At 63.5% G+C, this 19,667-nt stretch carries 20 protein-coding genes and 1 pseudogene; 11 read left to right on the top strand and 10 right to left on the bottom strand.

Annotated elements, in window-relative coordinates; genetic code table 11:
- Positions 1 to 66: 66 nt before the first annotated feature.
- The gene (locus AC1RJY_RS06805) at positions 67 to 1,191 is read left to right on the top strand and encodes an LLM class flavin-dependent oxidoreductase (protein ID WP_014922120.1); all 1,125 of its coding nucleotides are present in this window, start codon (positions 67 to 69) and stop codon (positions 1,189 to 1,191) included.
- Complete coding sequence (locus tag AC1RJY_RS06800) at positions 1,191 to 1,652, top strand: MarR family winged helix-turn-helix transcriptional regulator (protein ID WP_011775186.1); 462 nt, start codon at positions 1,191 to 1,193, stop codon at positions 1,650 to 1,652. Before AC1RJY_RS06805 ends, AC1RJY_RS06800 begins: the two co-directional genes overlap by 1 nt.
- Before the next feature lie 15 nt (positions 1,653 to 1,667).
- Here AC1RJY_RS06800 and AC1RJY_RS06795 read toward each other — a convergent pair whose 3' ends face one another.
- Together AC1RJY_RS06795 and AC1RJY_RS06790 are read right to left on the bottom strand one after the other, a co-directional pair.
- Positions 1,668 to 2,474, bottom strand: coding sequence for a transglutaminase-like domain-containing protein (locus tag AC1RJY_RS06795; RefSeq protein WP_498601913.1), 807 nt, complete (start codon positions 2,472 to 2,474; stop codon positions 1,668 to 1,670).
- Positions 2,475 to 2,544: 70 nt separating this feature from the next.
- Entirely contained in the window at positions 2,545 to 3,447 is a 903-nt protein-coding gene (locus AC1RJY_RS06790) for a hypothetical protein (RefSeq protein WP_043806159.1), read from the bottom strand.
- Positions 3,448 to 3,501: 54 nt separating this feature from the next.
- Here AC1RJY_RS06790 and AC1RJY_RS06785 point away from each other — a divergent pair, with 54 nt between their 5' ends.
- On the top strand, positions 3,502 to 4,170 hold the full coding sequence (locus tag AC1RJY_RS06785; protein WP_498601911.1) for a DUF1684 domain-containing protein: 669 nt from the start codon (positions 3,502 to 3,504) through the stop codon (positions 4,168 to 4,170).
- Here the strand turns inward: AC1RJY_RS06785 and AC1RJY_RS06780 are convergent.
- A complete protein-coding gene (locus AC1RJY_RS06780; RefSeq protein WP_498601909.1) occupies positions 4,167 to 5,363 on the bottom strand; it encodes an SLC13 family permease in 1,197 nt (398 codons plus the stop codon). The genes AC1RJY_RS06785 and AC1RJY_RS06780 overlap by 4 nt on opposite strands.
- A gap of 116 nt (positions 5,364 to 5,479) precedes the next feature.
- Here AC1RJY_RS06780 and AC1RJY_RS06775 point away from each other — a divergent pair, with 116 nt between their 5' ends.
- The 3 genes from AC1RJY_RS06775 to AC1RJY_RS06765 all read left to right on the top strand — a co-directional run bounded on the left by AC1RJY_RS06775 (position 5,480) and on the right by AC1RJY_RS06765 (position 7,614).
- On the top strand, positions 5,480 to 6,115 hold the full coding sequence (locus AC1RJY_RS06775; protein ID WP_498601908.1) for a DM13 domain-containing protein: 636 nt from the start codon (positions 5,480 to 5,482) through the stop codon (positions 6,113 to 6,115).
- A 101-nt stretch (positions 6,116 to 6,216) separates the two neighbouring features.
- The gene (locus AC1RJY_RS06770; protein ID WP_498601907.1) at positions 6,217 to 7,110 is read left to right on the top strand and encodes a fumarylacetoacetate hydrolase family protein; all 894 of its coding nucleotides are present in this window, start codon (positions 6,217 to 6,219) and stop codon (positions 7,108 to 7,110) included.
- Positions 7,111 to 7,128: 18 nt separating this feature from the next.
- Positions 7,129 to 7,614, top strand: a complete 486-nt coding sequence (locus AC1RJY_RS06765) for a GtrA family protein (RefSeq protein ID WP_498601906.1) — start codon at positions 7,129 to 7,131, stop codon at positions 7,612 to 7,614.
- On the opposite strand, the gene AC1RJY_RS06760 is transcribed toward AC1RJY_RS06765, so the two are convergent.
- The 6 genes from AC1RJY_RS06760 to AC1RJY_RS06735 all read right to left on the bottom strand — a co-directional run bounded on the left by AC1RJY_RS06760 (position 7,615) and on the right by AC1RJY_RS06735 (position 14,164).
- On the bottom strand, positions 7,615 to 8,781 hold the full coding sequence (locus tag AC1RJY_RS06760; RefSeq protein WP_498601905.1) for a cysteine desulfurase family protein: 1,167 nt from the start codon (positions 8,779 to 8,781) through the stop codon (positions 7,615 to 7,617).
- 13 nt (positions 8,782 to 8,794) lie between these two features.
- The gene (gene nadC, locus AC1RJY_RS06755) at positions 8,795 to 9,673 is read right to left on the bottom strand and encodes a carboxylating nicotinate-nucleotide diphosphorylase (RefSeq protein ID WP_011775195.1); all 879 of its coding nucleotides are present in this window, start codon (positions 9,671 to 9,673) and stop codon (positions 8,795 to 8,797) included.
- Complete coding sequence (locus AC1RJY_RS06750) at positions 9,666 to 11,522, bottom strand: L-aspartate oxidase (protein WP_498601903.1); 1,857 nt, start codon at positions 11,520 to 11,522, stop codon at positions 9,666 to 9,668. The genes nadC and AC1RJY_RS06750 overlap by 8 nt, the downstream gene beginning before the upstream one ends.
- 43 nt (positions 11,523 to 11,565) lie before the next feature.
- The gene (nadA, locus tag AC1RJY_RS06745) at positions 11,566 to 12,873 is read right to left on the bottom strand and encodes a quinolinate synthase NadA (protein ID WP_498601901.1); all 1,308 of its coding nucleotides are present in this window, start codon (positions 12,871 to 12,873) and stop codon (positions 11,566 to 11,568) included.
- The gene (locus AC1RJY_RS06740) at positions 12,870 to 13,589 is read right to left on the bottom strand and encodes an NUDIX hydrolase (RefSeq protein ID WP_011775198.1); all 720 of its coding nucleotides are present in this window, start codon (positions 13,587 to 13,589) and stop codon (positions 12,870 to 12,872) included. Before AC1RJY_RS06740 ends, nadA begins: the two co-directional genes overlap by 4 nt.
- Positions 13,590 to 13,690: 101 nt before the next feature.
- Positions 13,691 to 14,164 carry an Lrp/AsnC family transcriptional regulator gene (locus AC1RJY_RS06735; RefSeq protein ID WP_014922130.1) on the bottom strand — a complete coding sequence of 158 codons (474 nt, stop codon included), beginning with the start codon at positions 14,162 to 14,164 and terminating at the stop codon, positions 13,691 to 13,693.
- 174 nt (positions 14,165 to 14,338) lie between these two features.
- Here AC1RJY_RS06735 and AC1RJY_RS06730 point away from each other — a divergent pair, with 174 nt between their 5' ends.
- The 5 genes and pseudogenes from AC1RJY_RS06730 to AC1RJY_RS06710 all read left to right on the top strand — a co-directional run bounded on the left by AC1RJY_RS06730 (position 14,339) and on the right by AC1RJY_RS06710 (position 19,145).
- The gene (locus AC1RJY_RS06730) at positions 14,339 to 15,724 is read left to right on the top strand and encodes an amino acid permease (protein WP_011775200.1); all 1,386 of its coding nucleotides are present in this window, start codon (positions 14,339 to 14,341) and stop codon (positions 15,722 to 15,724) included.
- A 138-nt stretch (positions 15,725 to 15,862) separates the two neighbouring features.
- Positions 15,863 to 16,915, top strand: a complete 1,053-nt coding sequence (locus tag AC1RJY_RS06725) for a thiamine pyrophosphate-dependent enzyme (protein WP_043806163.1) — start codon at positions 15,863 to 15,865, stop codon at positions 16,913 to 16,915.
- Positions 16,908 to 17,991 (top strand): annotated as a pseudogene (locus AC1RJY_RS06720) (alpha-ketoacid dehydrogenase subunit beta). Before AC1RJY_RS06725 ends, AC1RJY_RS06720 begins: the two are co-directional and overlap by 8 nt.
- The gene (locus tag AC1RJY_RS06715; protein ID WP_014922133.1) at positions 17,984 to 18,313 is read left to right on the top strand and encodes a biotin/lipoyl-containing protein; all 330 of its coding nucleotides are present in this window, start codon (positions 17,984 to 17,986) and stop codon (positions 18,311 to 18,313) included. The pseudogene AC1RJY_RS06720 and the gene AC1RJY_RS06715 overlap by 8 nt, the downstream one beginning before the upstream one ends.
- A 1-nt stretch (position 18,314) precedes the next feature.
- Positions 18,315 to 19,145 carry an alpha/beta fold hydrolase gene (locus AC1RJY_RS06710; RefSeq protein WP_083773641.1) on the top strand — a complete coding sequence of 277 codons (831 nt, stop codon included), beginning with the start codon at positions 18,315 to 18,317 and terminating at the stop codon, positions 19,143 to 19,145.
- Between the two features lie 57 nt (positions 19,146 to 19,202).
- Here the strand turns inward: AC1RJY_RS06710 and AC1RJY_RS06705 are convergent, their stop codons facing one another.
- Positions 19,203 to 19,616, bottom strand: coding sequence for a winged helix DNA-binding protein (locus AC1RJY_RS06705; RefSeq protein ID WP_011775205.1), 414 nt, complete (start codon positions 19,614 to 19,616; stop codon positions 19,203 to 19,205).
- Between the last annotated feature and the right edge of the window lie 51 nt (positions 19,617 to 19,667).

The raw sequence follows: 19,667 nt of genomic DNA, 5'->3' as shown, positions 1-19,667 counted from the left end.
AATGCATCTAGTTTGAGGTACACTGTTTACAGAGCCCGGGACCTCGGGCAGGGAGAAAGGCACATCATGCAGATCGGCGTATTCAGCGTCAGCGACATCACCACTGACCCCACCACGGGCCGCACGCCCACGGAAAACGAACGCATCAAAGCGTCCGTTGCCATCGCCAAGAAGGTCGAAGAAATCGGCATGGATGTCTACGCCCTTGGCGAGCACCACAACCGGCCGTTCTTCTCTTCCTCCCCCACCACCACACTGGCCTACATCGCAGCCCAGACCGAACGCATCACGTTGTCCACGGCCACCACCCTGATCACCACCAATGACCCGGTCAAGATCGCCGAAGACTTCGCCATGCTCCAGCACCTCTCCGACGGCCGCGTCGATCTGGTCCTCGGCCGGGGCAACACGGCACCGGTGTACCCCTGGTTCGGCAAGAACATCCAGGACGGCATTGAACTCGCCATCGAGAACTACAGCCTGCTCCGCAAGCTGTGGGACGAGGACACGGTCAACTGGTCCGGCAAGTTCCGCACGCCCCTGCAGAACTTCACCTCCACGCCGCGGCCGCTCGACGACGTCGCCCCCTTCGTGTGGCACGGCTCCATCCGCACACCGCAGATCGCAGAAGTTGCCGCCTACTACGGCGATGGCTTCTTCGCCAACAACATCTTCTGGCCCAAGGAGCACTACCAGCAGCTGATCGGCCTGTACCGTGAGCGCTACGAGCACTACGGACACGGCAAAGCAGACCAGGCAATTGTTGGCCTCGGTGGTCAGTTCTTCATGAGGAAGAACTCCCAGGATGCCGTGAAGGAATTCCGCCCGTACTTCGACAACGCACCGGTCTACGGGCACGGACCGTCCCTGGAGGACTTCACCTCGCAGACTCCCCTTACCGTGGGCAGCCCGCAGGAAGTTATCGAAAAGACGCTGACCTTCCGCGAGGCATTCGGTGACTACCAGCGCCAGCTGTTCCTGATCGACCACGCCGGACTGCCCCTGAAGACCGTCCTGGAGCAGTTGGATCTCTTCGGCGAAGAAGTCCTCCCGGTCCTGCGCAAGGAATACGCTGCCATGAAGCCTGCGCACGTGCCCGACGCACCGACGCACGCCTCACGCGTTGCCGAAGCGCTGGAAGCCAAGGTTAGCGAATCCGCTACTGCCGGTACTGCGGGGCAGGACGCCTGATGTCCAGCCCCTCGGCGTCCTCCGCCGTTCGTCTAGCCGCCGAAACCTGGGAGTCGTTGTTCCGCTCCCAGGTGGCGGTGATGCGGAAGCTCCAGTCAGGACCGGCGTTCAAGACCCTCCCCGTCAAGGAATACGACGTCCTCTTCACGCTGTCCACATGCCCATCGGGCCAGCTTCGGCTCAATGAAATCAATGACAAAGTCCTGCTGAGCCAGTCCAGCCTGAGCCGGTTGGTGGACCGCTTGGAAAAGCGAGGTTTGGTGGAACGAACAACAGCGCCCGACGACGGCCGCGGAGTCCTGCTCTCACTCACCGAAGCGGGCAGCGAGCTACAAAAAACCATCGGCCGCGAACATGTTCGGGACATCGCCCACCTGGTGGCGCCTGCGCTCACAGCCGAGGAGCAACGGGAGCTTCTGCGCCTGACGGAGAAACTCCGCGCATCGGTCGCGGGACACTAACCCGAAGTCCGGACACTAACGCAGGCTGACGAGCTCCCGGGGGTCCTCCACCGGGAGCTCGCCGTTAACCGACGCACTGACCCTCAGTGTCTTCAAGGTCAAGCTGCCACCCACGGTGGACAGAAATGCCGTATCCGAAGAATCGCGCCCGGCAGTAATCCGAAGCATGGATTCGCGGGGGGCCAGCCCGGTGGGGTCGATAATGTGCCAGGCACCGTTAATGTAGGCCTCGGCAACGGCATGGAAATCCATGGGGCTCAGCCCGGGAGCGTACACTGCCGCCAGCCGCGCAGGTACGTCCTTGGACCTCAAGAGGGCGATGGCGAGGTGGGCGAAGTCCCGGCACACGCCTTTCCGGTGAAGCAATGTTTCCACGGCTCCGTCAGTTCCCCGCGACGAACCGCTGACATACCGGAGTTCCCCATTCACCCAGTTGCGCACCGCATGGAGCAGCTCGGCACCTTGCAGGCTGCCGAACTCGGCATAGGAAGTGGGCAGCAGCCGGTCTGACTCCGCATATCGGCTGGGCCGAACGTACCTGATGAGTTCCATCGGACTGGAGGCATCAGGCTCTCCCAAACCATGAACGGTTGCGCGGTAGTCCACCGACACCTCACTCGGCTCGGTGAACTCCAGATAGTGGAAGCGGCCACCATGGTGGTCGCTGAGTTCAGAAAAAGGAACATCAGCACCATCGATAGTGATGGACAGGGTTTCCTCCACTGCGTCATACCCCTGGTTGTTGGCCACGGCTATGGCCATGGCCACCTTGGTGTTGGCTGCAGTCTTGAAAACGAGCGAGGCAGCAACGTTGCGTTCCATTGATCTCCGGGGTGGGTTGCGGCGGGCAGCCCCCATCGCCGCCGTATGTATGAGTCAGCCAATCACAGGACTACAGATTGACCTTCAGAGACAGTAGCATCCGCTGGACATTGGCGAATTCAGAACCGTGGACCGCATACTTCGCAGCCAGGTCCAGAGTGTCAAAAGCTTTGGCTGGAGCCACCTTCTCATCAGCGGCAAAGGCGTGGATCGCCGGGACATCCCCAAAGGAGATGTCGCCCTTGCCTGCAGGGCCCTGAACCCGGTTCCGCAGTTCGCAGGACTGTCCGTCCACTCCCGCCACCATGTTGGTGATGCCGTAGGAGCCGAAGAACTTGTAGCCCTGGACCACACGGAAGACCACTCGCGGATCAATGGTGTCCGGGCCATCGGAATGCGGAACGTCCAAGGGCACGCTGCTGATCACCACATAGGGGCGCGCCTGCCCGGCGGGGCAGGAAACAGCTGCGACTGGGGGAAGGCCTGTTTGGAGCGTGGCGATATAGCGCCCTTCGCCATCCTTGACCTCCACCTTCACGGCATGGGCCAACGAACCGGCCTCCGGCGTCCCCGACTGCGCAATCCACTCCTGCGGCAGCTCGAAGCTCACTGTTTTGGCTGGGTCCGTGTATGTCTTCCAGGACACCGCCGTTGCCGCCGGGCTTGGCCCGGTGCTGGCCGAAGCGCTCGCGCCGGCTGTAGGGCTAGCGCCGGTGTTTTCGCCGGAGCCTGTTGTTTCCCCTGGGCCGGGTATTGCGGACGGCGAACCGGCCGCGGAACCCGTTGCCGGCGTCGTGCTTTCCGCAGTGCCGGTCCCCGATTCCGAACTGTTCGGCTGAGAGCCCGTGGTTGAGGTGACTTGCGGGCCTTTGTTTTCGGTGGAACAGGATGTTGTGGCGGCGAGCATGGAACCCGCCAGTACCACGGCGGCGAGCCGCATCGGAATACAGCGCAGGTTCAGGGAGCCCTTCATGACCACAGCTTATCGGCGGCCGTCCTACGACACGCACAGGGCTAGGCTGAGGGTATGGCTCCCGATCAAAAGGACTATTTCGAGGACTACATTCCCACCCTGTCAGCGGTTGATATAGCCGACTGGCGCCTGCGGACGTTCGCTCTCTACGACAAGGTGCGTCAACTGGCAGCCACCAATCCCTTTGACGCCCACGTTTTCTGGCGCCAGGAACGTGATCTGATGTTCGCCACCCATCCTGCTTCAGCGCTGACCGCGGAGATGAAAGCCTCATTTTCAGGGCTGCGAACCGCTGACTACGATCCCTCCTTCCGGATATACGCCGCTTTGTCACCCGAAGGAACCGGCCAGGAGATGAACGTCGAAACGGGGACTGACGGCGTGGTGCCCTTCACCAGGATCGGTACGTTTGAGCTGCCCGGGCTCGGCTCCGTGGCGGCCTGGCGGTTACGGAGCTATGGAGGCGGCATCTTTGTGCCCTTCCGGGATTCAACGGCCGGCAAGGACGGCGGAAGCTACGGAGCAGGAAGATACCTGCTGGACACGGTCAAGGGCTCGTTCCATGGGACGCGCGGAACGGGCGCTGATCAAGAGTTCGTGTTGGACTTCAACTTCGCGTACAACCCGTCGTGTGCCTACAACGAGGCCTGGGCATGCCCCTTGGCCGGACCAGCCAACCGCCTGGCTGCAGACGTGCCCGTGGGAGAGCTTTATCTGGGCTAGCCGAGCAGTCCGCCGGGGCCAAAGACTGCGAGCGCCGCGATGGCCGCGAGTATTGTCAGGGGCGCCACGATCAGGCCGAAGACCGCGTATCCCTTCCACTTGACCAGCACGTTCATCCGCACCAGCCTGTCGTGCCACAACAGGGTGGCCAGTGATGCCCACGGCGTGATCAAGGGACCCGCGTTGACTCCCACCAAGAGCGCGGCCATCCTCTGCGGGGTTCCTGCCAGTGGCTCGACCAGCAGGTAAGCGGGAAGGTTGTTGACGATGTTGGAGCCCAGGGCGCCCGTCATGGCCAACCTCAGCAGTTCAAGGAATCCGTTCCCCTGCCCCGCCACCTGGCCCAGCAGAATGGACGCTCCAAGGTATTGGGTTGCCTCAACCACCAGGAAAAGGCCGCAGGTGAACAGCAGCAGGGACCATGGAATCAAGGTCACTGTGAGCACCTTGGGCCTCCGGACGGCGAACGCCACTGCAAGGGTGGCCGCAGCTGCAGCGGCGGGGATCCAGATGGGGACTCCGGATACCAGCGCCGGCAACAGCAACAGCAGCACCACGGCACTGACCAGCAGCAGGACCTTGTCAGTGGTTGCTGACGACGAAGGTCCTTGTGCTGACCGGGTGGAATCGCGCGCATACGCCTTGCCCAATTCGCGGCGAAAGACTATTGCTATGAACACCAACGGGACCAGGACGGCGGCCAACGACGGTGCCCACATCAGCTGGGCGAACTGTGCCGGACTGATTCCGCCCAAGTTGTGCTGCGCCAAGAGGTTGGTCAGGTTTGAGATGGGAAGCAGCAAGCTGGCGGTGTTCGCCAGCCACACTGTGGTCAGGGCGAAGGGCAAAACCGGGAGGCCCGCTTGGCGGGCAACGGTGACCACCACCGGGGTGAGGAGCACCGCCGTCGTATCCAGCGATAGGAAGACAGTGCTGAGCGTGGCAAACAACGCCAAAAGCAACCACAGCAGGACACTGCGTCCACGCCCCCAACCTCGCAGATGACGGGCGATCCATTGGAAGGCGCCGGCTTCACTGACGAGCTCGGTAACTACTGTCATGGCAACCACAAAACCCAGGATGGGCGCCACCCGGTCAACCAAGACCGCCACTTCCGGCCATGGCAGGACACCCGTGGCAACGGTAATCCCACCAGCCACAAGAAGGGCCAACCCGATGATCGCCAGACGCATGGAACGGATTCTAAGCCTGGCTCCTGTGTTCTTCCTCCGCGGCACGGGAATAACGCGTCATCGTACTGTAAGCAATGGGGCCCCCACAGCGCGGCGTCGAAGCCTAGCCTTGAAGCATGAACAAACTGCGGGGCATGAACGGACTCCGGAGACAGATCCGGGCCCACAAGACGCTCACCGCTGTGGCAGGGGTGGTTGTCTTGGCAGCCGTAGTGATCGGGGCGGCCCTGTTCCAGCCGTGGCGGCTCTTCACCAGCAGCAGCCTCAATGAGGCCCTTCCTGTTGTCCCATACTCAGCGACCCCGTCGCCGGAAGCTAAGTCGCCAGAGGTTGGGTCGCCAGAGGTTGGGTCGCCAGAGGTCAGGGAGGCTGCGGCTGACACCCCCACTCCTGCAGCGCCGGCGCCTGGCGGACCCGTTGTCGTCGGATCGGGCGCCTTCCTGTCCCAGGAACATGAGACCACCGGCACTGCCCGGTTGCTGAAGCTCCCTGATGGAAGCCATCTGCTCCGCCTGGAGAACCTGGCAAGCAGCGACGGCCCCGACGTCAAGGTGTGGCTGAGTAGCTTGGAAGCTGGCGGCGACTGGTTCAAATACCGTTCAGGACGCTACGTGGATCTTGGCGCGATCAAAGCCACGCACGGTAATCACAACTACGTGATCCCGGCCGGGACCGACGTCGCCGGACTGACGTCAGTAGTCCTGTGGTGTGACCGGTTCAGCGTTTCCTTCGGATCGGCCCCTCTTAGCTGACGTCGTGGCTGACGCGCTGTGAGGCCTGCTCTGCGCGCCAAGAATGTGTCTTCAGGCTTAAGGCAGGCCTCGCAACGCATGGGAGGACGTAGGATGTCATCATGACTTCGCCCCTTCCCCGTCGTATCGCCCGCGTCCGGCCCGCTCCACCCCGCTCGATGACCAGCCAGTCGTTCACCGGTTTGCCGGTAACCAGCAAAGCACCGGACGAGCAATTCTTCGTGGCCAACGACGCCGCGGTGTTCGATTCGCCCGCAGGGACCCGGTGGACCGTGGTGGACTCCCCTTTCGGGGCCTCGAGGGCCAACGCCAACAGTCCTGCCAGGGAGGGCTGGGAGCTTGGTGATGTGGTCAGCCAAGACGCGTTCATCTTCCTGGCCCCTTCAGTACCTGCCAACGTCTTTGGCATGGCCCATAACACCGGGCAACCTGGCCGCGACTTGCCGCCACAGGCTTTCCACAAGGCGGCGTCGAGCGTCATCGGCCCCGGCGAGGCGATCCAACTCAGCTCCACCGTCGGTTACGTGGACCCGGAAGCTGAACTGGCCGTCGTCGTCGGCCGTGCCGCACGAGGCTTGACCCTTGAAACGGCGAGCTCGGCAATTCTTGGTTACACCATCGGCAACGACGTCTCAGCCCGCGACCTCCAGAAGACCGACGAGCTCTGGATCAGCGCCAAAAGCCAGGACACCTTCACTCCCGCAGGTCCGTGGATAGTCACCAACCTGGATGACTCAAACCTGGAGATCGGGATCGTGCACAACGGCAAGGAGCTGCAGACTGCTAGTTCCGCGGACCTTGGCTGGAAAGTGGACGAGATCATGGTCTATCTGACCTCCTTCATGACCCTCCAACCCGGCGACCTTGTGCTCACAGGGTTCCCCGCAGAGTGCGCTCGAATCCAGCCCGGAGACACCGTTGTGTGCCGGGTGGAAGGAATCGGCGAACTTCACAACCCCGTCACCAGCGCCGCCTGGGAGGAACTGCCAGCGTAGTGTGTCAGGCTTAATGGCATGGAGACAGCCGCGGACGCCACTGAGCTGCGCCCGCCTCCCGCCCCGAAGCTCCCCCGCAAACGGCACCGTGGGGTGCTCAAGTATCCCGTTGTCCGGCAATTGCTGCGTTTCACGGGGGTCGGTGTGGTGTGCACAGCAAGTTCGCTGGCGATCTATGCCTTGCTGCGTCCTTGGATCGATCCCCAACTGGCCAACGCTGTGGCCCTCATTGTGACGTCTCTGATGAACACGGCCCTTAATCGCCGTTTGACGTTCAAGATCACGGGCCGCAAGAAGCGGACCCAAGATCACCTGAGCGGGGTGATCGTCATTGTCATAGCCTTGATCATTACCGGCGGCAGCCTCGGCGTACTGCATCTCTTCCGTCCGGAAGCCACAGTCACCGAGGAGCTGTGGACCACTACCCTGGCCGGGTTCCTTGCCACGGCTGTCCGGTTCACCCTGCTGCGCCACTGGATCTTCCGGCGCGCCCGGCACATGTAGCTAGCCGGCCTGCGGGGACGCCAGGTTCCGGACACGCCCGACGGCGGTCTCCACGGCAGCGGCTGCCTGCTCCAGCTCCGCGTCGGTGATAGTTGAGGTGAAACTGAAGCGCACCGCCGTCTGGGCCGTTTCGGGCGCGATGCCAAGGGCCACCAGCACCGGCGAGGGCGCGTCGGATCCTGCCGCGCAAGCCGAGCCACTGGAACACACCACGCCGAGCCGCTCAAGTTCAAGCAGCACCGACTCGCCGCTGGTGCCCGGGAAGCAGAAGGAAGCAACTGAAGGAAGGCGCTGCTTACGGTGACCCGTGAGCGACGCGTCAGGTACGGTGGCGAGGATCCTGCCTATGAACTGATTCCTCAGCTCCGAAACACGCGCCGCCTGTTCTGGCTGCTCGGCGTGGGACAGCCTGAGCGCTGTGGACAGCGCCACGGCTCCGGCCACGTTCTCTGTCCCCGAGCGCTTTGCCCTTTCCTGGCCCCCACCGTGAACCAGGGGTTCCACCCGCAGACGACCCCTGGTGAACAGAACACCGGACCCTTTGGGCGCACCAAGTTTGTGTCCGGAAATACTCAAGGCGTCCACACCAAGCGCTCTAACGTCCAGCGTCAACCATCCGGCAGCTTGCACTGCGTCCGTGTGGAAGGGGACGCCGTGTTCCCGAGCCACTGCCGCCAAGGCAGCAATGGGCTGGACCGTTCCGATCTCGTTGTTCGCGTACATGATGCTCACCATCGCAGTTTTGGGCCCTATGACTGCCCGCAGGGCGTCAACGGAGACCATGCCGTCTCCATCGACCGGAAGCACGTCCACGGCGAACCCGTGCACTCGCTCAAGGTAGCGGGCCGACTCTTCCACTGCGGGATGCTCGATGGCGCTGATCACGATCCGGTTCAGCGAGGGGGCTGCCGCCTGCCGGGCCAGCGCGATGCCTTTGACGGCGAGATTGTCCGCTTCCGTGCCTCCGGAGGTGAAGGTCACCTCCCCGGCACGGCAGTTCAGGACCTTCGCGACGCCGGAACGGGCCTCTGCGAGTGCAGCTGCTGCCGCTTCGCCGAGGCTGTGATGACTGGAAGGGTTGCCGAACTCGCCGCTGAGGTACGGCCACATGGCTTCAAGGGCCTCACGGCGAACCGGTGTGGTGGCGGCGGCGTCGAGGAAGATCATGGCGGTTACGCCTTCAGTTCTGTGTGGGTTTAAGTTCGATGTCGAGGCCGAGATCGAGCGCGCTTACGCTGTGGGTCAGGCCTCCGACGGAGATGACGTCCACGCCCGCCGAGGCAATTTCGGTGACGGTGTTGATGTTCACGTTGCCGCTGGCTTCCACGATGGCGCGCCCGTCGACTTGCTTAACCCCTGCCCGGAGCTCTTCAAGGGAGAAGTTGTCCAGCATGATGGTGTCCACACCGGCAGCCAGCACGGGTTCGATCTGCTCGGCCCGGTCCACTTCGACTTCGAAGTGGGTGGTGTGGCCAAGCTGGGCTTTTGCTGCAATCAGCAGCTCGGTCAGCTTGCTGGAATCACCCCCGGTCATGACTGCCAAGTGGTTGTCCTTGGCCAGCACGGCGTCGGAGAGGCTGTATCGGTGGTTGGCTCCCCCACCGCAGCGCACCGCGTAGCGCTCCAGGACACGAAGTCCGGGTGTGGTCTTGCGGGTGTCCGTGATCCGGGCGCGCGTCCCTTCCACGAGCCGGACAAACTCCGCCGTCTTGGTGGCGATGGCACTCATCCGCTGCACCAGGTTCAAACCGACCCTTTCGGCGAGGAGCACCGAACGGGCGCTGCCACTGACCCGCGCGAGGTGTGTTCCGGCGTCGAAGGCTTCACCGTCGGCGAGCAGGATTTCCACCTCGGTGTCCGGGTCCACAAGCTTCATGGCGTCACGGAACACAGTGCCGCCGCTGAAGACGCCGGGGACGCGCGCGTTCAGCACGGCCGTTGCCCGGGCTTCGGCGGGAATCAGGAGCTGCGAGGTGATGTCGCCGCTGGGTGCGTCCTCCGCGAATGCCCGTTCCAGGATCTCCCGGACGGGGGCTGCGGGGAGGGTCAGGTTAGTCATGGACGAGGCTCGCTTTCCGGCTCATGGTGTAACGCTTGTCAAAATCGTCGACGGCGGCTGGTTCCGTCACGCTGTCGCTGCGGTAATGCGCTCCCAAAGACTCCCGCCGCTCCTGTGCCGCATGGACGAGCAACTGAGCTGCCAGGAGCAGGTTGGAATCCTCATGCTCCCGGACGTTGAGGGAATCAGGAATATTCAGGGGCAGAACGTCCTCCGCCCAAGCAGCCAAGCCGGTCCCGGCCTCACGAAGCAGACCACCGGTCCGCAAAACCCCGGCCTTCGCAGTCATCAATCGCCGTAAAGCCCCCCGCGAAAACACCCCCGCCTTCGCAAAAGAAACCTCCCGAGCCCCCGGCCCAGGCAAAGACTCAAACTCCCAGGAAACAGGAGCAGGGACAGGATCCAACGCCAACGCCCAACCGCCCGGACTAGTCGACAAGTCCTCTTCCAGCGGCGCCGGAGGCCCCGACAGCGCCGTTGTCGCGTGAGGGCCCGTACCGGCCGCCGGGCTAGCGAGGCGATCGCCGGTACGAGGCGCGAGCACAGGCGCCAAGGGGCCTGAGGCGCCGCGGTCACCGTAGAGGAACGCTTCCACGGCTCTCCGCCCGAACACCAGGCCTTCGAGGAGGGAGTTGCTCGCCAAGCGGTTGGCTCCCTGGACTCCGGTACAGGCCACTTCGCCGGCAGCCAAGAGCCCGGGAACGGAGGTCCGGCCGTAGAGATCGGTCACCACGCCACCCATCCAGTAGTGGGCGGCGGGTGCCACGGGAACGAGTTCCCTGGTCCAGTCGACTCCAGCTTGGCGTGTTCGTTTGCTGAGGGTGGGGAAGCGCTTGTCGAGGAAGCCTTTTCCTCGGCTTTCCTCAATCACGGTGGCATCCAGGAACACGTGGCCGTTGGGGTCGCCGAGCTTTGTGAGGTGCAGGGCGATGCTGCGGGATACGACGTCGCGGGGGGCGAGTTCCGCGTCAGGGTGGTATGCGGGCATGAAGCGGTGCCCGTTGGCGTCCAGGAGGATGGCACCTTCGCCCCGCACCGCCTCGGAGATCAGCAGGGGGTCGTTGTTGCCTTCTGCTTCCCGCGCCTCAGCCGGGAGCACCATGCACGTCGGGTGGAATTGGAAGAACTCGAGGTCTGCAACCGCGGCTCCAACACGCCATGCGAGCGCCAAACCATCGGCTGTGGCAACCGCCGGGTTGGTGGTTTGGGCAAAAAGCTGCCCGGCCCCGCCCGTGGCGAGGAGGACGGAGTCGCCGTGGACGCCGAGGTGGCGTCCGTCATGGAGGAAATTTGCTCCCACCACACGGCCACCCTGCGGTCCGCCCAACGAGAGCGAGGTGACCTGGGCGCGCCCGATGACGTGGATTCTGCCGGCGGCTTGGAAATCCAGGACTGTCCGGATCAGTGCGGCCGCCACCCCGGCACCGGTGGCGTCGCCGCCGGCGTGCAGGATGCGCGGAGCCGAGTGGGCGGCTTCGAGACCCAAGGCGGGGTCGCCGTCGTCGTCGAGGTCGAACTGCACGCCGAACCGTCCCAGCCCTGCGATGTCCAAGCGCGCTTCCGTGCACAACACCTGTACTGCTTCTTCGTTGCAGTGGCCTGCCCCTGCTTTGAGGGTGTCAGCGATGTGGGCAGCCACTGTGTCACCGGGGGCCGGCTCGTCCAGTACAGCGGAAATCCCACCTTGGGCGTAGTAGGTGTTGCTGTCCGCGAGCGCACCCTTGGTCAGCAGTACCACTTCCGCGCCGGCTTCCGCGGCCAGCAGCGCGGAGTACAGCCCTGCTATTCCGCTTCCGACGACGATCAGCCGTTTGGGGGCAGGCCCTTGAGCAACGCTCGCTGCAGTCATGTGAGGCTCGATTCGGCTAGTGCGGTGTGATGTGCCTGCTGGCTTAGGCCGGCTTGGCAGCCAGCATGCGCTCCAGCGCAATCTTGGCGTTGTCCTGCACGGAGTCGTCCACCGTGATCCGGTTGACAATGCGTCCTTCCACGAGCTCCTCAAGGACCCAGGCGAGGTAGCCGGGGTGGATGCGGTACATGGTGGAGCACGGGCAGATGACGGGATCGAGGCAGAAGATGGTGTGCTGCGGGTTTTCGGCGGCGAGCCGGTTCACCATGTTGATTTCGGTTCCGATGGCGAACGTGGTGGGCTCGGTTGCGGCAGCGATGGCCTTCTTGATGAAGTCGGTGGAACCGGCGGAGTCGGCGGCGTCCACTACCTCCATGGGGCACTCGGGGTGGACGATCACGTTGACGCCGGGGAAGTCCAGTCGGGCTTTTTCGATCTGGCCTACGTTGAAGCGCTTGTGGACTGAGCAGAAGCCGTGCCAGAGGATGACGCGGGAGTCCAGCAGCGCATGTTCGTCGTTGCCGCCGAATTCCTTGCGCGGGTTCCACATGGGCATCTGTTCCAGCGGGACGCCCAGTGCCTTGGCGGTGTTGCGACCCAAGTGCTGATCGGGGAAGAACAGGACCCGCTGGCCGCGCTCGAAGGCCCATTCCAGGACCACTTTGGCGTTGGACGAGGTGCAGACGATTCCACCGTTGCGCCCACAGAACGCCTTCAGGGCAGCTGAAGAGTTCATGTAGGTTACGGGGATGACGGGTACCCGGCCGGATGCGTCAGGCTCCGTGCCGAAGATTTCTTCCAGCTGCTCCCAGCATTCTTCTACAGAGTCTTCGTCTGCCATGTCGGCCATGGAGCAACCGGCGGCGAGGTTGGGCAGAATGACTGCCTGCTGGGGCGTGGAGAGGATGTCCGCTGTCTCGGCCATGAAGTGGACCCCGCAGAAGATGATTGCTTCGGCGTCCGGCTTGGTCAGTGCTGCGTTGGCGAGCTGGAACGAGTCGCCTACGAAGTCTGCGTACTGGATGACTTCGTCTCGCTGGTAGAAGTGGCCCAGGATGACGGCGCGGTCCCCCAGCGTCGCTTTGGCGGCCCGGATACGAACGTCAAGTTCGGCGTCGGTGGCTTTCTTGTACTCTTCAGGAAGCTGGCCTTGGCGCGGCGTGGCTATGGGCGCAACGTCGTCACTTGAGGCGCCCGGGCCATAGGCGGGCTCACCGGCGAGGGACTCGGCAAGGTCATACTCCCATGGGCCCCTGGCCAAGGCCGGGCTGCACGTGGACCCTGCGCGGGAGAGGCCCTTCTCGGCTTCTTCGCGAGTGATCAGCTGGACGGCAGTGTTGACGCTGCTCATGGTGTACTCCTGTTGTCTGGCCCGAGGCCGGGCGTGCCGGTGAAGCGGTAGAGGCGGGGTGGGCGGTGTTTTCCGCCTTGGAGGTATTCACCGGTTTCTTCGATTTCCGGTGTTGCCTTGACGTGCCTGCGGAAGTTTGCGGGATCGAGCTGGCGGTCCAGCACGGCCTCGTAGACTTCGCGGACTTGGGCGAGGGTGAAGAACTCTCCCAGCAGGTGGTAGGCGATGGACCCGTAGGCCATCTTGTTGCGGAGCCGCCATAACGCGTAGTCCACGATTGCGTTGTGATCGAAGGCCAGTTCTCCGAGCCGGTCCGCCCGGAACCAGCGCACGTTTTCTGATTCGTCAGCAAGGGCAGCTTCAGTGGGTTGCACCAGTGCCCAGTACACGATGGAGACAACCCTCTGGGTGGGCGATCTGTGGAGGCCGCCAAAAGCGTAGAGCTGCTCGAGGTAGTGGGGCGCCAGGCCGGTGGTTTCGCGGAGGTTCCGCGAGGCAGCGTCCTGCAGGGATTCGTCATGGGCCAACGGTCCACCCGGGAGCGCCCACATGTCTTTGTAGGGTTCACGAATGCGGCGGACCAGCGGCAGCCACAGGGTGGGGCGCCCGGACTTTTCGCTGGGGCGGAGGGCGAAAATCACCGTTGAAATAGCCAACGACGGCGGTGCGAGACGCCTCTCGGCGACGTTCGCTGAGTTGGTGTTCACGGCGTTCACCTCGCTTCATCGCCGTCGGGTCCAGACCGGATTATTAGTTAAAGTCATGTTGACTAGAACTAATGGTACGACTCGATGTGCGCGTAGCAAAATGCTTTGCGTCACACTGGCTTCGCAGCCGCTTCCATCAGCGGCAGCGTGCGGCCCTGGATGTGGCTGTTCAGGACGATGACCGACGAGCAGCGGACCACGGACTTGGTGGCAATCATGGCATCAAGGACGCGCTGCATATCCGGGTTGGACCGCGCCGCGATCCTCACCATAAGGTCCGAGTTTCCCGTGACTGTGTGGACCTCAATAATCTCCGGGATGGCACTCAGGCTTTCAATGATCGCGTCATGGCCGATCTCCTGGGTGATGGTGACCGAACAGAAGGCCACCACCGGGAATCCGAAATTGGCCGGATCGGGCTGCGGAACCCATGAACCGATGACCCCGTTCTCGATCATGCGATCGATCCGGGACTGCACCGTGGCCCTGGCAACCCTGAGCACGCGGGAGGCCTCCAGCACCGAAGATCGCGGTGAATCCGTGAAGAAACGTACAATTTTTGCATCAAGCGCATCGACCAGCATCAAAGTTCCTGTCCCCGGGGATCCATACCCATCACATCGCTACAGCAAAAAGTGATGTATCTTACAAACTGCGAGAATTATTCCACGGCTCTTGCTGCGTCGTCGACGCCCGCGTGCCAAACCCATGAGGCCAGCACGCCAAACCAGCATGTAATCCATAGAAGGTAGACACGTATGACAACGAAGTCCATCGCGGCTCCTGCGCCAACATCCGGCCTCGGCCATTCGCTCAAGCCGCGCCAGCTCACCATGATGGGGCTCGGCAGCGCGATCGGCGCGGGCCTCTTCCTCGGCTCGGGGGCAGGCGTTCAGGCGGCCGGTCCGGCAGTCCTCATTTCCTACCTCGTCGCCGGCACCCTGATCATCCTGGTCATGTGGGCCCTCGGCGAGATGGCCGCCGCCAACCCGAACAGCGGCGCGTTCTCCGTGTACGCAGAGAAAGCCATGGGCAAAACCGCCGGCGGAACCATCGGCTGGCTGTGGTGGCTCCAGCTGGTAGTGGTCATTGCCGCCGAAGCCATCGGCGCAGCCGGGCTACTGTTCTCCATCTGGCCCGTCATCCCCGTATGGGTCCTTGCGCTGGTCTTCATGGTGGTCTTCACGGGAATCAACCTGGTGGGCGTCCGCAACTTCGGTGAGTTCGAGTTCTGGTTCGCCATCCTCAAGGTGGCCGCAATCGTCATCTTCCTGCTGATCGGCGCAGCCCTGTTGTTCGGTTGGCTGCCGAACGTCCCCTCCCCCGGATTCTCAGCGTTCGGCGACTTTGCCCCCAACGGCATCGGTGGCATCGCCGCCGCCTTGTTCGTGGTGATCTTCGCGTTCGGTGGAACCGAGATCGTCAGCGTTGCTGCTGCCGAAACCGAGAACCCTGCCCACAGCGTAGGCAAGGCCATCCGCACGGTGGTCTGGCGCATCCTGGTCTTCTACATCGGCTCAGTATTCGTCATCGCGGCCGTCCTTCCCGTGGGATCGGAAGGACTGAAGTCCCCGTTCGCAGGAGTGCTGGACCTTGCAGGAATCCCCGGCGCCGGAGCGGCCATCACCTTGGTAGCCGTCGTCGCCCTGTTGTCCGCCCTCAACGCCAACCTCTACGGCGCCTCCCGCATGATTTTCTCCCTCTCAGAGCGCGGGGAAGCTCCCGGCTTCCTGTCCCGCCTCAGCGGCTCAAAGGTTCCCGTTGCCGCCGTCGGAATTTCGGTTGCCTTCGGCTTCATCGCCACGGTCCTCGAGTTGCTGTTCCCGGAGAAGATCCTGCCGGCCCTGCTGAACCTTGTCGGATCCACGTGCCTTGTAGTGTGGGGCACCGCACTGGTCTCGCAGTTCATCCTGCGCCGCAGGGCTGACCGGGACGGCACAGAGCTGCCGCTGCGCATGAAGGGATTCCCCTTCCTCACCATCGTGGGCCTCGTCCTGCTGGGCCTCATCCTGGTGGTGGGCTTCGCCAACCCGGAAAGTGCCGGGCAGCTGATCGGAACCTTCATCCTGATCCTGGTCATCGCCGCCGGCTGCTTCCTCAACGCCAAGGCCAAGGCTGCCAAACACTCCACATCCGTCGAGTAACCAGCTGCTCATTGCCATCAAGAAGCCCTGCACAGTTTGTACCGTGCAGGGCTTCTTTGTGTGCCCAAATTGTACAAAGTGTTTCATTTGAACTGAGCTGATTGCGCACAGCTTCATTGGGTGACTAGGGTCACAGCCATGACTACACATCCTGTGCTGGCCGCCGTCGATGATGACTCGGCCCCGCTCACCCACCATCAACTCCGTGAGCTGTACACCCTGATGGCAGCCGTCCGGCACCTGGACACCTCTGCTGTCGCCTGGCAGCGCCAAGGCATCATCCCGGGCTATGCGCCGGAGCTCGGCCAGGAGGCCGCACAAGTGGGCAGCGGCTACGCCGTTGACCGGACCCGTGACTTCGTCTTCCCCACCTACCGTGAGATGGGCGTTGCCCGGGCAATGGGCCTGGACATGGTGGGGTACATGTCCACCCACAAGGCCACGTGGCACGGTGGCATGTACAACCCTTTGGAATCCAGGTTCGCACCTATTCAGGCCGTGGTTGCGGGGTCTGTCCTGCACGCTGTCGGCTGGGCCCACGGCCAAACCCTCTCCGGCCACGCCGCGGGTGAAACGGGCGTTGCCATGACGTACTTCGGTGACGGCGCCTCCTCGCAGGGCGACGTCCACGAAGCCATGAACTTCGCCGCAGTCATGAAAGCCCCCGTCGTCTTCTTCATCCAGAACAACGGGTGGGCCATCTCGGTCCCCACGGAACGCCAAGTTGCCGGCGGCTCCGTCGCGGCGCGCGCTGCCGGGTACGGAATCCCGGCCCTGCAGGTGGACGGCAATGACGTCGTAGCTGTTTTCGAAGCCACTCGTTCCGCTTTCGCGCACTGCCGCGCCGGCAACGGACCCGTGGTGATCGAAGCCATGACCTACCGCCGCGGGCCACACTCCACCGCCGACGATCCCGGCCGCTACCGCACGCTGGATGAAGAACGGCTGGACGCCGGAGAGGATCCACTGGAGCGTTTCAAGCAGCGACTGCTCGCCGAAGGGATTGCAGACGAGGCCTTCTTCACCGAAGCGCAGCGGAAGGCCGAAGAAGAAGAGGAAGCCATCCGTACCGGCATCGAAGACCTGGGCCCCCGCCCCGGCGCCGAAATGTTCGGCCTGGTTTTCCAGGAACCAACGCCCGCACTTCAATCCCAAGCCACCGCGTGGCGCGAGGAGTCCGAACATGTCTGAGACCATCACCGTTCCGCGCAGTACTGAGAGCAGCACGGCCACCGATGCCGGGTCCGTTCAGCAACTGTCCATGCAGCAAGCACTCAACCGTGCCCTCGACGATCCTGGCCGAGAACCCCAAGACGGTCATCTTCGGCGAGGACTGCGGCCGGCTGGGCGGCGTCTTTCGCATCACCGACGGTCTCCAGGCGAAGCACGGCGAGGACCGCGTCTTCGACACCCCGCTGGCAGAGTCCGGCATCCTCGGAATGTCCGTGGGCCTGGCCATGGCAGGCTTCCATCCCATCCCCGAGGTCCAGTTCGATGGCTTCGCCTACCCGGCCATCAACCAGATCGTTTGCCAGATCGCCCGGATGAACTACCGCAGCCGAGGCGCCCTGCCCATGCCCATCACGCTGCGTGTGCCCAGCTTCGGCGGCATCCGCGCACCCGAACACCATGGCGAGTCCCTGGAGGCGCTCTTCGCCCACGTACCGGGACTCAAAGTGGTCTCACCGTCCACCCCGCACGACGCCTACCACCTGCTCAAGTACGCCGCGACCCGCCCGGACCCGGTCATCTTCATGGAGCCCAAGTCCCGCTATTGGCAGAAGGGACCGGTGGACGTCGCCTCCGCAGTTCCGGGTCCGGCAACACACGACGGCGGCACGGACGACGCTGCCGGTCTCAGCGGCGCCCGCGTGGCCAGGGAAGGCCGCCACCTTACTCTCGTGGCGTGGGGCGCCATGGTCTCCCGCTGCCTGCAGGTTGCCGAGTTGGCTGCCGAGGACGGGATCGACATCGAGGTCCTGGACCTGCGCTGGCTGAAACCGATCGATGCCGAAGCTTTGGCGAGGTCTGTTGGCAAGACGCGCCGCGCCGTCGTCGTCCATGAAGCGCCGCTGACCTCAGGTTTGGGGGCCGAAGTCGCCCAACTCATCACGCAGAGCTGTTTCGCGACGCTCAAGGCGCCGGTGGAACGTGTGACCGGCTTCGACGTGCCCTATCCGTCCGGAGACCTGGAGGACGAATACATTCCCAACATCGACCGCATCCTCTTTGGGATCCAACGCGTACTGGAGTACCGCCGTGGCTGAAATTTCCTTCCCGCTCCCCGACCTCGGTGAGGGCCTCATTGAGGCAACCGTGCTGGACTGGCTCGTGGAGCCCGGTCAGCAGGTGGAACGCAACCAAGCGATCGTGGAGCTGGAGACCACTAAGTCGGCCCTCGAATTGCCCAGCCCGCAGGCGGGTAAAGTGGTGCGTATTCACGGTGCGCCCGGTGACACAATCAACGTTGGCGAGCCGCTGATCGTGTTCGAGGTCCCGGATGACACCGCCGGGATCGTGGGCACTGTTCCGAAGGACGAAGCACCCAAGCGCCGGGTCCGCCTGAGCGCCGTACTCGATGAGGACTGACATGATGACCGGCAGGCACACCATGGAACAGCACAGGCACACGGTAGAGGGCACGGATCCCGGGCTGTTCGTGGAAGTCCACGAGCCGGCCACCGACGCCGGCCTGCGCCCCGTCCTGCTTATCCACGGCTTCTCTTCCTCCACGAAACTGAACTGGGTGGACAGCGGCTGGATCACCACCCTTCAGGACGCAGGCCGCCGGGTCATCACCGTGGACCTGCCTGGTCATGGCCGGAGCCACTCCCCTGAGGATTTGGATTCGTACACGCCCAGCCGCATTCGTGCTGACCTTCTCCAGATAGTCAACGACGCCGGGGCGCGGCCCCTGCGCGACGGCGACCCGTCCACGGGACTCGACGTCATTGGCTACTCGCTCGGTTCCAGGCTGGCGTGGGAGTTCGGCGCCACCCAGCCGGACCTCGTTCACCGCATCGTTCTGGGCGGGCCGAGCTCGGCGGACCCGTTGGCAGCTTTCGACCTCGTGGCCGCGCAGCGGCATCTGGCCGACGGCACACCCATTGAGGACGGGTCCACGGCAGGCCTGCTGAAGATGGCGCAAATGCTTCCAAGCAACAACCTGTTTGCCATGTTGTCGCTCATCGAGGCCATCAAGGGCGAACCTTTCGATCCTGCGGAGGCCGCCCCTCACATGCCACTGTTGCTCGTGGCCGGGGAGAAAGACGAACGGGCAGCCACCATGCCGGAGCTGGCCTCCATTGCCGGCAAACGTGGCGGCATGGTGGAGACCTTGGTGATCCCGGGACGCACCCATACCAATGTCATAACAAGCCGGGCGTTCAAGGAAGCTGCCGTCGGGTTCCTCGGCGTGTAGGAGCCCGGCGTATAGAACGGAAATAGCTTTGCGGGCGGCTGGTACTCCTGACTGACGTCAGCGGGCCAGCCGCTCGGCGTTCAGGCTCATGCGCTCCAACACACTCAGGGCCATCGCGTACTCGTCGATGCCTATGCCCATGGACAGGTCCTGACGCGCGTCTTCCACCAAGCGTTGGGCCTCGTGGTATTTTTCCCTTCCACGTTCGCTCAGCGCCAGCCTGTCGTCGATCATGGTGATCATTCCCCGCCCCACCAAGGCCGCAAGTTCGCGTTCGCGTAGCCGGGCATCGCCGCCCCACAGCGGCTGCAGGATGTCCTCCAGTCGATCAGGCCGCATGGCACCCTCCGACAGCGTGCCCAAGGTGTGCCATTGGCGCCGGGTGAGTTTGATCCGGGCCAGGGTGGCGTCCAGCTGGATTTCCAATGCGGCGTCCAACCTCTTGATCCAATATCCGATGGGCTTGTTCACAAGGCCATGCTTTCAGTGGGGGCGCCACCGGGCAAGGTGTGGACTGTAGGC

Source organism: Arthrobacter sp. GW822-FHT05G07, from assembly GCF_058799755.1.
This window is presented reverse-complemented; position numbering and strand designations above follow the sequence as displayed.

Coding starts and splice junctions, on each gene's coding strand:
- AC1RJY_RS06805 (WP_014922120.1), top strand. CDS start 67: ATGCAGATCGGCGTATTCAGCGTCAGCGACATCACCACTGACCCCACC.
- AC1RJY_RS06800 (WP_011775186.1), top strand. CDS start 1,191: ATGTCCAGCCCCTCGGCGTCCTCCGCCGTTCGTCTAGCCGCCGAAACC.
- AC1RJY_RS06795 (WP_498601913.1), bottom strand. CDS start 2,474: ATGGAACGCAACGTTGCTGCCTCGCTCGTTTTCAAGACTGCAGCCAAC.
- AC1RJY_RS06790 (WP_043806159.1), bottom strand. CDS start 3,447: ATGAAGGGCTCCCTGAACCTGCGCTGTATTCCGATGCGGCTCGCCGCC.
- AC1RJY_RS06785 (WP_498601911.1), top strand. CDS start 3,502: ATGGCTCCCGATCAAAAGGACTATTTCGAGGACTACATTCCCACCCTG.
- AC1RJY_RS06780 (WP_498601909.1), bottom strand. CDS start 5,363: ATGCGTCTGGCGATCATCGGGTTGGCCCTTCTTGTGGCTGGTGGGATT.
- AC1RJY_RS06775 (WP_498601908.1), top strand. CDS start 5,480: ATGAACAAACTGCGGGGCATGAACGGACTCCGGAGACAGATCCGGGCC.
- AC1RJY_RS06770 (WP_498601907.1), top strand. CDS start 6,217: ATGACTTCGCCCCTTCCCCGTCGTATCGCCCGCGTCCGGCCCGCTCCA.
- AC1RJY_RS06765 (WP_498601906.1), top strand. CDS start 7,129: ATGGAGACAGCCGCGGACGCCACTGAGCTGCGCCCGCCTCCCGCCCCG.
- AC1RJY_RS06760 (WP_498601905.1), bottom strand. CDS start 8,781: ATGATCTTCCTCGACGCCGCCGCCACCACACCGGTTCGCCGTGAGGCC.
- nadC (WP_011775195.1), bottom strand. CDS start 9,673: ATGACTAACCTGACCCTCCCCGCAGCCCCCGTCCGGGAGATCCTGGAA.
- AC1RJY_RS06750 (WP_498601903.1), bottom strand. CDS start 11,522: ATGACTGCAGCGAGCGTTGCTCAAGGGCCTGCCCCCAAACGGCTGATC.
- nadA (WP_498601901.1), bottom strand. CDS start 12,873: ATGAGCAGCGTCAACACTGCCGTCCAGCTGATCACTCGCGAAGAAGCC.
- AC1RJY_RS06735 (WP_014922130.1), bottom strand. CDS start 14,164: ATGCTGGTCGATGCGCTTGATGCAAAAATTGTACGTTTCTTCACGGAT.
- AC1RJY_RS06730 (WP_011775200.1), top strand. CDS start 14,339: ATGACAACGAAGTCCATCGCGGCTCCTGCGCCAACATCCGGCCTCGGC.
- AC1RJY_RS06725 (WP_043806163.1), top strand. CDS start 15,863: ATGACTACACATCCTGTGCTGGCCGCCGTCGATGATGACTCGGCCCCG.
- AC1RJY_RS06710 (WP_083773641.1), top strand. CDS start 18,315: ATGATGACCGGCAGGCACACCATGGAACAGCACAGGCACACGGTAGAG.